The organism is Deinococcus ficus (assembly GCF_003444775.1).
GTDB classification, from domain to species: Bacteria; Deinococcota; Deinococci; order Deinococcales; family Deinococcaceae; genus Deinococcus; species Deinococcus ficus.
The window spans coordinates 20,195-32,387 of record NZ_CP021083.1; the positions used below are offsets into that span (position 1 = coordinate 20,195).

Consider the following 12,193-nt stretch of genomic DNA (forward strand, 5'->3'; position numbering starts at 1 on the left):
GCGCCCTGCCCGGCCCCCGCCGGCCCTGACCCCGTGACCCCATGACCCGTTTCATCACCGGCCGCCTGATCGGCACGCTGCCCGTGCTGTTCGGCGTGACCCTGCTGGTGTTCCTGCTGCTGAAGTTCGTGCCCGGCGACCCGGTCGTCGCGCTGCTCGGCGAGGACGCGCAGGGCCTGAGCGCCGCGCAGCTGGATCAGCTGCGGCAGGCCTACGGCTTCAATGACCCGTGGGCGGTGCAGTACGGCCGTTTCCTGACCGAGTTCGGCAGCGGCCAGCTGCTGTCCCTCAAGACGCAGACCCCGGTCCTGACCGAGATCCTGCACCGCTTCCCGTACACGCTGCTCCTGACCACCGTCGCCCTGACCCTGTCGGTGGTGATCGCCCTGCCGCTGGGCATCGCCGCCGCCCTGCGGCGCGACACCGTGTGGGACCACGTGATCACCACCATCTCCCTGCTGGGCATCTCCATTCCCAGCTTCTGGTTCGCGATCATGGCGATGCTGCTGTTCTCCCTGCAGCTCGGATGGCTGCCGGCGTCCGGGAGCGGCACGCCCGCCCACCTGGTCCTGCCGGCCGCGACCCTGGCGTTCGGGACGCTCGCCATTCAGATCCGCATGATGCGCGCCACCCTGCTCGAAACCCTCCCGCAGGATTACGTGCGCACCGCCCGCGCCAAGGGCCTCGCGCCCCGCGGGGTCCTGCGCCACGCGCTGCGCAACGCCATGATGCCCGTCGTGACGGTCATCGGGCTGGAATTCGGCAGCATGCTCGGCGGGGCCGCCATCACGGAATCGATCTTCGCGTGGCCCGGCCTGGGCCGCCTGACGCTGGACGCCGTGAACTCCCGCGACATTCCCCTCGTGCAGGGCGTCGTGGTGTTCGCCGCCGTGGTGTTCACGCTGGTGAACCTCGCCGTGGACCTGCTGTACGGCTTCCTGAACCCGAAGGTGCAGTATGGCTGAGCCTGCATTGCAGCCTGGCCCCAGCCGCCGGGCGGCTCCGGCCCGGCGGACCTTCTGGACACGGTTCCTCAGCCGCCCCGCGGCCCGCGTGGGCGGCGGGCTGCTGCTGCTGCTGATCCTGGCTGCCCTGCTCGCCCCGGTGATCGCCCCGGACGCGCCGAACGCGCAGAGCTGGACGAACCGCCTGCTGCCCCCCGGTCCGGGCGCATGGTTCGGCACGGACGCCTTCGGGCGCAGCGTGCTGACCCGCATCCTGTATGGCGGTCGGGTGTCCCTGCTGGCCGGGTTCCTGCCCGTGCTGATCGGCGTGTCGTTCGGCGTGACCCTCGGCGTGATCGCCGGGTACGTCGGGCAGCGCACCGACCGGGTCCTGATGCGCCTGATGGACGTGCTGCTGGCCTTCCCGGGCCTGTTGCTGGCCCTGGCGATCATCGGCACGCTCGGGCCCGGCTTCCAGAATGCCGTGATCGCCATCGGCGTGGGCATGGTGCCGGGCTTCGCCCGCCTGGCGCGCGCCGAGGTCCTGAACATCAAGACCGCCGACTTCGTGGAGGCCGCCGGCGCGCTCGGGGCCAGCGCGCCGCGGATCATCTTCCGGCACCTGCTGCCCAGCATGACCTCCCCGCTGGTCGTGCAGGCCACCATCAGCATCGGCAGCGCCATCCTCTCCACCGCCGGGCTCAGTTTCCTGGGGCTGGGCGTGCAGCCGCCCACCAGCGATTGGGGCGAGATGCTCGCCAGCGCCCGCAGTTCCCTGCCGCGCGCATGGTGGCTCGCGGTGTTCCCGGGCCTGATGATCGCCCTGACCGTGCTGAGCTTCAACCTGCTGGGCGACGCTCTGCGTGACGCCCTGGACCCCCGCACCCGCCTGCGCCCCGGCGGGAAAGGACACGCCTGACATGACCCCCACCGAGAAGACCATGACCATCCACCACGCCGGCGCGCAGCGGTACGTGACCCGTAACGCCGGCGGGCAGCAGCTGATCATCGACATGACGCCCGAGCACCCGCTCGGCGTCGGGCCGATGGACGCCGTGTTCGGCGCCCTGGCCGCCTGCACGATGTCCGACATCGTGAACATCCTCGAAAAACGCCGCACGCCCGCCACGCGCTACCGCGTGGAACTCACCGGGAAACGCGACGGGGACGCCTCCCCGCCGCGCTACTACCACTACCTGATGCGGCACTACGTGAGCGGCCCCGGCATCACGCAGCAGGACGTGGAGAAGGCCGCCCACCTCAGCCACGAGAAGTACTGCACGGTGGGCGCCAGTCTGAATGCCGAGGTGGACTTCGAGGTGATCATCGAACCCGAGTGACCCGCCTAGTTTCCGGCCGCCCACGTCCCCAGGTTACGGGGGCGTGGGCGGCCGGCCTTTGACCGGAGGTTACGGCTGAGCCACCCGCTCGTGAATGGCCCGGCCGAGGCGGCCCAGCGCCCACACGGCCACCAGGCCCCACAGGGTGACCAGGGCGCCCATGCTGCTCAGCGCCACCTGGGAGACCCCCTCGTTCACCATGACGATGTCCAGCAGACCGTGGAACACCGCCAGCACCAGCAGGCTGCCGCGGGCCAGGTGCGACAGCCAGGCCATCAGGACCGACCCGGTGAGCAGACTCAGGAACCACCCGCCCAGCAGGGCCGGGCCCATCGCGGCATAGGTGCCGTTGCGGACCAGCAGCGGCAGGTGCCACAGCGCCCACGGGAGGGCCAGCAGCACCGCCGCCCACAGCGGCCCGAAACGGGCTTCCAGGCGCGGCAGGGCAAACCCGCGCCAGCCGACCTCCTCGCCGTACCCGTAGAACACGAGCTCCGCGAGGATCAGGCCGGCCAGCGGCAGCCCCGGGTACTCGGCGACCCGCGTGAGGGCCGGCCAGCCGGGCCAGGCGCCCCCGGCGACCAGGTGGACCGCCAGCCCGGCCGTGAGCAGCGCCAGCGGGCCCCCCACGGCGAAGGCCCAGGGCCGCCAGCCCACTCTCCACAGGGTGAGCTGGGCCCGCAGGTCGCCCCGAGCACTCGGGCCGAGCCGCGCGGCCACCTGGAGGGCCGCCAGGGCGGGCCCCACGCTGCCGAGCAGGTGCAGGGCCGGCGGGGCCGCGCCCATCCATCCGTAGTGCGCGGCGAGCAGGGGAGACCACAGCAGCCAGGACAGGGCGAAGGCCAGCAGGAAAAACGCGGGCAGGGGGCGGGCGCGCATGCTCACTTCCTTTGACCGGGCGGGGCAGCCGAGGGGTGGGGTCGCCCGTTCCCTCCCACGCTACTCCCTCATATGAACTTGGGTGTATATGGAGTCCGGTGGGTAAGGACGGCATACACTGAGGTCCGATGTCCCTCCCGCACGCCATCCTGGGGTTCCTGAACGTCATGCCGATGACCGGGTACGACCTCAAGACCCAGGCCTTCGACCGCAGCGTCGCGCACTTCTGGCCCGCCGTGCAGCCGCAGATCTACCGGGACCTCGCCCGCCTGGAGGCCGCCGGCCACGTCCGCAGCGAGACCGAGGTTCAGCGCGGCAAACCCAACCGCCGCGTGTACCACATCACGCCCGCCGGCCGCACGGAACTGGACCGCTGGCTGCGCACCTCCCCGGCCGTCCCGGGCCACCGCGAGCCCTTCCTGATCCAGCTGTTCTTCGGCGCCGGCCTCGCGAATAGTGAACTCACCGCCCTGCTGCAGGCGCAACGGGCCGGGCATCAGGCGCGGCTGGACGCGCTGCAGGCCGTGACCATCCCCCCGCCCGCCCCGGCCGATGTGCGCCGGCAGACCCTGACCCGCCTGACCCTGGACCTCGGCCTGCACCTGGAACGGGCGTACCTGAACTGGCTGGACGACGCGCTCCGCACGGTCGCCGCGCTGGACCCCGCCCCGGCCCCGGCGCCCATGACGGACACTGACGCATGACGATTCCGGCTGCCGCCCCCGACCTGTTCCGGATCAGCACCTGGAACGTGAACTCCCTGAACGTCCGCCTGCCGCACGTCCTGGACTGGCTGGGCCGGGTGCAGCCCGACGTCCTGGCCCTGCAGGAGACGAAACTGGAAGACCACCGCTTCCCGCACGAGGCGCTGGCCGACCTCGGCTACACCGCCGTGATTTCCGGTCAGAAGGCGTACAACGGCGTGGCCCTGCTCTCCCGCACTCCCCTCACGGACGTGCAGGTGGGCGTGCCCGGGCTGGACGACCCGCAGCGGCGCGTGCTGGCTGCCACCGCCGGGAACGTGCGGGTGGTGTGCCTGTACGTCCCGAACGGCGAGGCGCCCGGCACGCCGAAGTACACTTACAAACTCGAGTGGCTGGCGGCCGTGCGCGAGTGGCTGAGCGGCGAACTGGCCCGGCACCCGCTCCTGAGCGTGGTGGGGGACTTCAACGTGGCCCCCGAGGACCGGGACGTGCACCAGCCCCGGCAGTGGGAGGGCAAGGTGCTCGTCAGCGAACCCGAGCGCGCCGCCTTCCGCGCGCTGCTGGACCTTGGCCTGCACGACGCCTTCCGGCTGCACGACCAGCCCGACCGGACGTACAGCTGGTGGCCGTACGGGCGCATCGGATTTCCCCTCAACCGCGGCCTGCGCATCGACCATGTGCTCGTCAGCGAGTCGCTCGCCCGCGCGGCCCGGGAGTGCTGGATCGACCCGGGCCCGCGGGGCCTGGAGCGGCCGTCGGACCACGCCCCGGTCACCGCCGGCTTCGCGCTGGACCGGGCCTGAGCGGGCCCGGCCGGGCGCAGGGCTGAGCCGCAGCGGGCAGTCAGCCTCCCTGCCCAGCCGGCCTGAAGGTCCTCACGGTGCGGGCGGCTGCGCGACGGGACACAGCGTGATGCCGCAGGCGTACGGCGCCGCGCCGCCCTTGCCGGCATAGCGGTGAAAGACCGCCATCAGCTCGGCCTGCAGGGCCTTGGCGTCCGCGAAATCCAGGCGCAGCGCCGGGTACACGAACGACAGCAGGGCCGGCCCGTCCGGGGTCATGGCCCAGTCCTCGTCGGCCGACACGGCCAGTTTCGAGTGCAGGTGCCCGTCCGCGCCCGGCGCGACCCGCAGGCCCCAGCCGCGGCCCGTGCCCTCCAGCGTGCGCGCCACGTTCCGCTGCACGAACGCGGTGACCTCCCGTTCGGCTTCCGCCAGGTACGCCTCCAGCGTCTCGTAGGGCGTCACCGCGAACGGCACGAAAAACGCCCGGGCCGCCACCTGATACCGCCGGATGGGCCGGCCGGGTCGGGCCAGGGTATCCACGTGCCGCAGCAGGCCGGCCTGCTCCAGGCGCTGCACGCGGTACAGCACCCGGTCCAGGGGCAGATCCAGTCGCGCGGCCGCGTCCGACGCGCTGCAGGGCGCCTGGAAGACCTCCAGCAGGCGGGCGGTGCGGGGGTCCAGCGGGGCCTGCGCGGCCTGGGAGGTGTGCACGTCAAGGGAGGTGAGCACGGGGAGGCTACCGGAGGCGGGGCCTGTCATCTCCGGTAGCCTCCCCGGACACTGAACCCATGACGCTGTTCACCCTCGAAGGGGGCGCCGCCGGGCAGCCCACCGTGCTTTTCCTCCACGGCGCGGCCGTGTCCAGCTGGATGTGGGCCCCCACCCTGGCCGCCCTGCCCGGCCGGCACACCCTGGCGCCCGACCTGCCGGGCCTGGCGCGCAGCGCGCACCTGGGGCCGTTCACCCTGGCCGGCGCGGCCGACGCGCTGGCCGCCTTCATTCAGGCGCGGGCCACCGGCGGGCAGGTGGACGTGGTGGGGCACTCGCTGGGCGGCGCCGTGGCCGCGGAACTGCTCGCCCGGCACCCGCAGCGGGTGCGCCGCGCCGCGCTGCTGGGCGTCACCACCGGGCCGGTCCCCAGGGCCCCCGGCTTCGTGGCGGGCACCTGGGCCGTGTGGCACGCCACCCGCTCCCGCCGCCTGCTGGCCTGGCAGGCCCGGGCGCTGGGGGTGCCGGCCGCCCACCGCGCGCAGTTCGTCGAGGAGAGCCTCGCCCAGACGTGGCCGGCCCTGGCGGCCGTCCTGCGGGAGGCGCTGGCCTTCCGCGCCCCGGCGGCGCTGCCGCCCGTTCCGCTGCTGGCCCTGGTGGGCGCGCGCGAGGGGGCCCTGAACGTCCGGTCCGCGCGTGCGCTGGCCGGCGCGACCCCGGGCGGGCAGGCGTTCGCCGTGCCCGGCAGGGGCCACGCTTGGTTCGCGACGCGCCCCGAACTGCTGCACGCCACCCTGCGGGCCTGGCTGGCCGGGCAGCCCCTTCCTGACGACCTGCGGCCCCTCCCGCCGGCCTTCAGACCAGCGGGGTAAGGGCGGTCAGCGTTTCAGCGGCCGGGTGGCGGCCTGACTCATCTCATTGCGGTCGCTGGGGTACAGCCGGGCGCTTTCCAGGCCGCGGATGCGTTCCTCGGTGATGTTCGTCTCGTTGCGCAGCGTCCAGTCGCGGCCCCGGGCGTCCTTCACCACGATGCCCGGGCCGTCCGGCGCGGCCCGCCAGCGGCCTTTCGTGACCTTGCCGCTCAGGTCCTTCCACTCGTACGTTCCGTCCGCCCGGACGCGCAGGGTGTCACTGGCACTCGCGTACGCGACCTCGTTCCAGGCGGACGTCCCGTCGGACCGGAGGTTCACGGCCATCATCTCGCCGACCTTCCAGTCACCCACGAAGAACTCCGTCCAGTACGGCTGGCGTTCCAGGTGCGCGACCCGGCCCCAGGCGTAGAAGTCGTTCCAGGTGCGCTGCCCGGGGGTGTTCACCACGTACTGCTTCTCGAAGTTGCCGCGCTGGCCCGGCTGCACGCCGACCTCGATGACCTCGACCTTGCGCCAGCCGGTGGGCGTGTACACCTGCACCAGGTCCCCGGCCCGGAAGGTGCCGAACGCCGGCCACACCCGCCGGTTGCCGCTGGCCGCCGGGGGGGCGGCCGTGGCGGCGGGCGCCGGTTTGCTGACGGCCAGGGTGCACCAGCCGAGCAGCGTGGTGCCGTCCACGTCCGCCCAGATGCCGACCAAGCTGCCCTGGGCCTTCTTCGCCTGGAAGGACACATAGTGCCCATCGTCGTCCACGGTCCGCAGGACGGTGAAGATGTACCCCAGGCCGGTCAGACGCTGCCGGAACTGTGCCTCCAGTCCTGCCTGGGAGTTCCAGACGACGTACTCGCTTTTCTGGCACCCGGCGCCCGCGTCGGCCGCGACCTGCCGGAGCGCGGCGGCGAAGTCGGCCAGTTCGGGGGTGCCGGTGACGATCTGGGCGCCGTCCACGAAACTGGCGTTCACCAGGGTGGAGGCCGGTCCGGCCTGAACCGACCCGGTCAGCAGGGCCAGGGCGCACAGGGAGAGGGTGAACGGTCGGGTGAGGGTCATCGGGTCCTCCGGGGGGCAGGGGCGCAGTGACATTAGGGGCGCTATAGCTGCGCAGTTTAGTGTCGGTGCCCCGCGGGTCCGGTAGACCCCCCCCGGCGCATGAGGGTGCCGGAGCGGCGCCTCAGGGGCCGGGCTGCCCGAGGAACTGCCGGACCTCGCCCAGTCCGTCCGTGCGCCGCAGCACCGCGCCGCTGGGCCGGTGGATGAGCGCCGGCACGCTCTGAACGCCGTGCGCCTGCACGAGCTGCGCGAAGGGGTCCGGGGCGCTCTGGCGGTGAATGACCTCGATCCGGTCGGTGAACGCGCCCCGGAGCGGGCCGGCCAGCATCCGCTTGAGCCGCTCGCAGTTCGGGCAGTCGTCCTGGGTGAGCAGCGCGAAGGGACGCTCAGTCATGCGCCGCCCTCCCCGGGCCCGGCACGGCCTGCGGCCAGAGGGCCTCGATGTCACTGTCCTGTAGGGGTTCCACGCTGATCTTGCTGTAACTGCTGCCCTTGGCGCTGAAAAAATCGTGAGTGGTGCCGCCCGTGCGGATGCCGTTGTGCACGACCGGGTGAATCTCCTCGTCCGGGAAGGAGCGCGGCAGGGCGAGGTTGTCGGCCAGCACGTTGAAGTTGTAGCGGATGAACTTGCGCACCTCGCCCGCCAGGCCCACCCGGGCGTACAGCAGGTCCGTGTACGCCAGTTCGTTGGTGTACAGGGTGTGCAGCGTCTGCTCGTACCAGGCGCGGGCGTACGCCTGCTCGGCCGGGTTCAGCGCCTCGTAGCGTTCCTGCGCCAGCAGCGCCACGTACACGCCGTGCAGCGCCTCGTCCAGGATGATCAGGTTGAAGATCTCCCCGGCCGAGACCATCCGGCCCTGCCCGGCCAGGTACAGCGGGTAGAAGAACCCGCTGTAGAACAGCGCCGTTTCCAGCATGCAGGACACCACCATCTTCTTCCACAGGCCCAGCGTGGACACGTCCGGGTCGTGGAACACCGCCTGGATGGTGGCGATCTTGAACTGCAGGTGCGGCTGCGTGCGCACCCACTCGAACACCTCGCGTTCCTCGCTGGCGCTCAGGAAGGTCTTGTTCATCAGGCTGTAGCTGCGCGCGTGGACGTCTTCCATCATGGCCTGGAACTGCAGGGTGGCCTTGCGGATGTGGCCGTCCACCAGGCCGCGCAGGGCCGGCATGCCGACCTCGCCCTGCAGGGTGTCCAGCGCGTTCAGGCCGGCCGAGGCGTGCGTGTACGTCCAGCGTTCGTCGTCGCTCAGGGACTTCCACGTCAGCGCGTCGTTCGATAGCGGAATCTCGTCCGGGAACCACAGTTGCGAGGTGTACTTCTCGTAGAAGGTGGCCGAGAAGTGGTCTTCCGGTTCGGACCAGTTCGTGGCGGAAAAAGGCAGGGGGGACATGTCAGCAGACCTCCGGGAGGGGCGGAAAAGGGCGAGGGGCGGCGTGCGCCGGGGTCACACCACGCAGCTCAGGCAGTCCTGCACGTTCGTTTTCCTCAGGCGCGTGTAGTACAGCGTCTTGATGCCCAGCCGGTACGCGTACAGGTAGTACTGCTGCAGGGTGCGGGTGGTGGCGCTGGCCGGCACGAACAGCGTGCAGGAGATGCCCTGATCCACGTGCCGCTGCGCGGCCGCGACGGTGTCCAGCACGCGGCGCTGGTCCATGTCGTACGCCTCCTCGTAAAACCACTCGGTGTCCTCCGAGAGGTGCGGCATGGGGTACACGGTGCGGGCCTTGTTGCTGGTGCGCGTCTCCACCTTCTCCGTGACCGGCATGATGCTGGCGCTGGCGTGCGACACGTAACTGATGCTGCCGGTCGGCGCGACCGCCATCACGAACGAGTGCGCCAGCCCGTGCGTCTGAATGTCGTGCACCAGCGCCGTCCAGTCCGCGCGGGAGGGCAGGCGGTGTTCCGCGAAGAGAGCAGCGACCTCCGGGAAGCTGGGCGCGAAGTCCCGCTCCAGGTACTGCGCGAAGTGCGCGCCGGACTGGTAGCGGCTGCCCTCGAAGCCCCGGAACACGAACCCGGTGTCCCGCGCGATCTCCATGCTGGCCTTTCGCGCGTGGTAGTGCACGGCCGCGAAGAACACGTCCACGAACTCCAGCGCCTCCGGGCTGCCGTACACCAGCCCCTGGCCGGCCAGGAAGGAATGCAGGCCCATGGCGCCCAGCCCCACCGAGCGCATCTCCTCGTTGGCGCGCCGCACCGCGGGCACCTCCGTGATGCAGGTGGAGCGCGCCACGTTGTCCAGCATCCGCACGGCCGCCGTCACCACCCGGCCGATGTCGCCGCTGTGCATGGTCTGCTCGATCACCAGACTGGCGAGGTTGCACGACACGTCCAGCCCGATCCGGTCGCGGCCTTCCTGCCCGTACGGGTGGAAGTAACTGGGCGTGGTGGGCTGCAGGATCTCTGAGCAGAGGTTGCTCATCTTGATCGTGCCCACGTTCGGGATGGGGTTGGCGCGGTTGGCGTTGCCCTCGAACAGCAGGTAGGGGTACCCGCTCTCGCCCTGCGTCACCGCGATGTCCTCCAGCACCCGCCGGGCCGACACGCGCTTCTTGCGGATGCCCGGGTGGTCGGCCAGCACCTGGTACTCGCGGGTCCAGTCGATGTCCGTGAATTCCCGCCCGGTCACCTGAAACACCGAGTGCGGGTAGAACTGGAAGATGTCCTCCCCGGCGCGGACCTTGTCCATGAAGACGTCGGGAATGGTCGCGCCGACACTCAGGGTCTTCAGGCGGGCGTCCTCGTCTGTGGCGATCTTCTTGGCGTTCAGCAGGTCCGCGAAGTCGGCGTGCATCACGCTCAGGTACACCGCGCCCGCCCCGGGCCGCTGCCCGGCCTGATCGGCGTAGCGCAGCATGTTGTCCAGCATCTTCGCCACGCCCATCACGCCCTTGGTGACGTTCTGAATGCCGCGCAGGCTCTCGCCGCGCGCCCGCAGGTTGCTGACCTCCACCCCGATCCCGCCGCCGCCCTTGCTGAGTTCCGCCACGAACGACAGGGTCTTCGTGATGGAGTCCAGGTTGTCCGTGCAGTCCTGCAGCAGGAAGCAGCTCACCAGCCGCCCCGTGTTCGCCTTCCCGGAGTTCATCAGGGTGGGCGTGGCCGGCGTGAACGTCTGCTGCACCAGGTGATGCACGAGTTCCAGTGCCTCGGCGGCACTCTCGGCGCGGCTCAGGGCCGTGACGCTCAGGCGGTCCTCGTACCGTTCCAGCCAGCGGGCGCGGTCCGGGGTCATGGTGGCGTACTCGCTGTAGAACTTGTACGCGCCCATGAAGGCCTTGAAGCGGAACTTCTGAGCGTACGCCCGCTCGAAGACCGCCTGCACCTCCGCGGGCGTGTACCGCGCAAACACCGCCGGGTCCCACACGCCGTGCTCGGTGAGGTAGCGGATCTTCTCCGGCAGGTCATGGAAGAAGACGGTGTTCGGGTTGACCTTCTCCTGAAAGAAGACCTGCAGCGCGTCGGTGTCGAAGCGGGTGTCCACCACGCTTCCGGCGAGGACTTTGTTGTTCAGTTCGATCCAGGGTTCCATGGGTGCCTCCGGGCAACGGGGAGAGAGGACGACGGGGATGAGGGCGCCTCGATGGGCCGGGCGCGCAGCCACGCCACCACCTGCGCGCGGTCCGCGGCCGTGCCGCCCTTGTTGATGCGGGCCACCACGGGCACGCCGTACTCCGCGGCGATCACGTCGGCCGCCCGGGCGAAGTTCACGCCCCAGTGATACGAGCCGCTGGCCACCACGCCGCGCAGCAGCGGCCCGTGCCGGTCCAGGAACGCGCGGGTGCTGCCGGGCACGTCCCCCGTGCCGAAGGTGTAGGTCAGCAGCAGGAAAGGCCCCTCAGGCGCGTCCAGGCGGGCACTGAGCGGCGCCTTCGCCCCCGCCTCCCCGGCGACCTGCTGCGCGAACCGCCGGACATTCCCGGTCAGGGAGTCGTACACGAGGGCCAGCACGCTCAGCCTTTCAGGGCCGGTTCTGCCGGCCCCCCCTGCAACTCCACCTGGAAGTCCCGCATGTCGGCCGCCAGCACCTGGACCACCTGCCGCACCTCGCCCTCCGTCAGCACGCCCTTGTCGTGCAGCAGGGCCAGCAGCGCCAGCATCATCTCGTTCGCGCCGCGGCCCCGCGCGATTCCGGTCAGCAGCGTGCCCAGCGGCAGGTCCGCCGCCACCGGCCGCTCAGCGGTCATGGCCCGCCCCCAAGGGCCGGCACCGGCACCGGCTGACCGTCGTCACCCAGCGCGACCAGCACGAACGACCCCGCGCAGCCCAGCTGGCGTTTCTCGCTGTACATCTCCTCGACGAACAGGTCCACCTGCACCGTCATGGACGTCCGGCCAGTTTTCACCACCCGGGCCACCAGTTCCACCAGCGTGCCCTGAGGAATGGGCCGGCGGAACTCCATCTCGCTCAGGTGCCGGGTCACCACCTTGCGCCGGCAGTACCGCGTCGCGGCGATAAAGGCGGCGCTGTCCATGTACGACAGGGCGTCCCCGCCGAACAGCGTGCCGTGATGGTTCGTCGCGCCGGGAAACACCACGTGCGTCACGCGGGTCTCCCCGGCGTACGGGCGGGGCGGGTTCAGGCGGTGCGGATCCCCCGGCGGGTAATCCAGGAAATCCAGGACCCCGGCCTCCGGCGCGGGATCAGGAATCGAGCGGTCAGTCATACAGGCACCTCAGGAAACGCGGTCAGGCCTCCAGGGCGCGCAGGCACCCGGGTTCACGGCAGGGCAATAGCAGCAACACCGCCCCGGTCAACGGGCGCGGCGTAAGGGTCGGTCAGTTCCGCATGGCATCCACCTGACGCCCCTGACGCGGGGGCGAAGCACATAAGGGGCGTACTCCGCGAGGCGAGCGTTCGGACTGTGACCGTAGCGCGACTGTGCCGGACTGAACTTGCCATGC

Annotated in this window: 15 protein-coding genes; 6 read left to right on the plus strand and 9 right to left on the minus strand. The window is 71.0% G+C overall.

What is annotated here, in order from left to right; genetic code table 11:
• The first annotated feature begins 41 nt into the window (after nucleotides 1–41).
• From DFI_RS16610 to DFI_RS16620, 3 genes are read left to right on the plus strand one after another with little or no spacing between them, the layout of a single operon-like run.
• Nucleotides 42–965: an ABC transporter permease gene (locus DFI_RS16610; RefSeq protein ID WP_022802868.1), complete on the plus strand. Its 924-nt coding sequence runs from the start codon at nucleotides 42–44 to the stop codon at nucleotides 963–965.
• Nucleotides 958–1,863: an ABC transporter permease gene (locus DFI_RS16615; protein ID WP_027462310.1), complete on the plus strand. Its 906-nt coding sequence runs from the start codon at nucleotides 958–960 to the stop codon at nucleotides 1,861–1,863. Before DFI_RS16610 ends, DFI_RS16615 begins: the two co-directional genes overlap by 8 nt.
• Before the next feature lies 1 nt (nucleotide 1,864).
• On the plus strand, nucleotides 1,865–2,284 hold the full coding sequence (locus DFI_RS16620; RefSeq protein WP_027462311.1) for an OsmC family protein: 420 nt from the start codon (nucleotides 1,865–1,867) through the stop codon (nucleotides 2,282–2,284).
• 69 nt (nucleotides 2,285–2,353) lie between these two features.
• Here DFI_RS16620 and DFI_RS16625 read toward each other — a convergent pair whose 3' ends face one another.
• The gene (locus DFI_RS16625; protein ID WP_027462312.1) at nucleotides 2,354–3,163 is read right to left on the minus strand and encodes a CPBP family intramembrane glutamic endopeptidase; all 810 of its coding nucleotides are present in this window, start codon (nucleotides 3,161–3,163) and stop codon (nucleotides 2,354–2,356) included.
• Between the two features lie 128 nt (nucleotides 3,164–3,291).
• Between DFI_RS16625 and DFI_RS16630 the strand changes: the two genes are divergently transcribed.
• Both DFI_RS16630 and xth read left to right on the plus strand, forming a co-directional pair.
• Entirely contained in the window at nucleotides 3,292–3,867 is a 576-nt protein-coding gene (locus DFI_RS16630) for a PadR family transcriptional regulator (RefSeq protein ID WP_027462313.1), read from the plus strand.
• Nucleotides 3,864–4,670, plus strand: coding sequence for an exodeoxyribonuclease III (gene xth / locus DFI_RS16635; protein WP_027462314.1), 807 nt, complete (start codon nucleotides 3,864–3,866; stop codon nucleotides 4,668–4,670). Before DFI_RS16630 ends, xth begins: the two co-directional genes overlap by 4 nt.
• Before the next feature lie 72 nt (nucleotides 4,671–4,742).
• Here xth and DFI_RS16640 read toward each other — a convergent pair whose 3' ends face one another.
• Complete coding sequence (locus tag DFI_RS16640) at nucleotides 4,743–5,381, minus strand: ArsR/SmtB family transcription factor (protein ID WP_162145403.1); 639 nt, start codon at nucleotides 5,379–5,381, stop codon at nucleotides 4,743–4,745.
• Between the two features lie 59 nt (nucleotides 5,382–5,440).
• Between DFI_RS16640 and DFI_RS16645 the strand changes: the two genes are divergently transcribed.
• Nucleotides 5,441–6,232 (plus strand): alpha/beta fold hydrolase, encoded by a 792-nt coding sequence (locus tag DFI_RS16645; protein ID WP_051307544.1) that lies wholly within the window; start codon nucleotides 5,441–5,443, stop codon nucleotides 6,230–6,232.
• 6 nt (nucleotides 6,233–6,238) lie between these two features.
• On the opposite strand, the gene DFI_RS20600 is transcribed toward DFI_RS16645, so the two are convergent.
• The 7 genes from DFI_RS20600 to DFI_RS16680 form a co-directional block, all read right to left on the minus strand.
• Nucleotides 6,239–7,282, minus strand: coding sequence for a hypothetical protein (locus DFI_RS20600; RefSeq protein WP_081425776.1), 1,044 nt, complete (start codon nucleotides 7,280–7,282; stop codon nucleotides 6,239–6,241).
• Nucleotides 7,283–7,403: 121 nt separating this feature from the next.
• Nucleotides 7,404–7,676 carry a thioredoxin domain-containing protein gene (locus tag DFI_RS16655; protein ID WP_022802877.1) on the minus strand — a complete coding sequence of 91 codons (273 nt, stop codon included), beginning with the start codon at nucleotides 7,674–7,676 and terminating at the stop codon, nucleotides 7,404–7,406.
• Nucleotides 7,669–8,679 carry a ribonucleotide-diphosphate reductase subunit beta gene (locus tag DFI_RS16660; protein ID WP_027462317.1) on the minus strand — a complete coding sequence of 337 codons (1,011 nt, stop codon included), beginning with the start codon at nucleotides 8,677–8,679 and terminating at the stop codon, nucleotides 7,669–7,671. Before DFI_RS16660 ends, DFI_RS16655 begins: the two co-directional genes overlap by 8 nt.
• A gap of 54 nt (nucleotides 8,680–8,733) precedes the next feature.
• A complete protein-coding gene (gene nrdE, locus DFI_RS16665; RefSeq protein ID WP_027462318.1) occupies nucleotides 8,734–10,821 on the minus strand; it encodes a class 1b ribonucleoside-diphosphate reductase subunit alpha in 2,088 nt (695 codons plus the stop codon).
• The gene (nrdI, locus tag DFI_RS16670; protein ID WP_081425751.1) at nucleotides 10,800–11,240 is read right to left on the minus strand and encodes a class Ib ribonucleoside-diphosphate reductase assembly flavoprotein NrdI; all 441 of its coding nucleotides are present in this window, start codon (nucleotides 11,238–11,240) and stop codon (nucleotides 10,800–10,802) included. The genes nrdE and nrdI overlap by 22 nt, the downstream gene beginning before the upstream one ends.
• Nucleotides 11,241–11,242: 2 nt before the next feature.
• Complete coding sequence (locus DFI_RS16675; RefSeq protein WP_027462319.1) at nucleotides 11,243–11,476, minus strand: hypothetical protein; 234 nt, start codon at nucleotides 11,474–11,476, stop codon at nucleotides 11,243–11,245.
• The gene (locus DFI_RS16680; protein ID WP_081425752.1) at nucleotides 11,473–11,955 is read right to left on the minus strand and encodes an acyl-CoA thioesterase; all 483 of its coding nucleotides are present in this window, start codon (nucleotides 11,953–11,955) and stop codon (nucleotides 11,473–11,475) included. Before DFI_RS16680 ends, DFI_RS16675 begins: the two co-directional genes overlap by 4 nt.
• Between the last annotated feature and the right edge of the window lie 238 nt (nucleotides 11,956–12,193).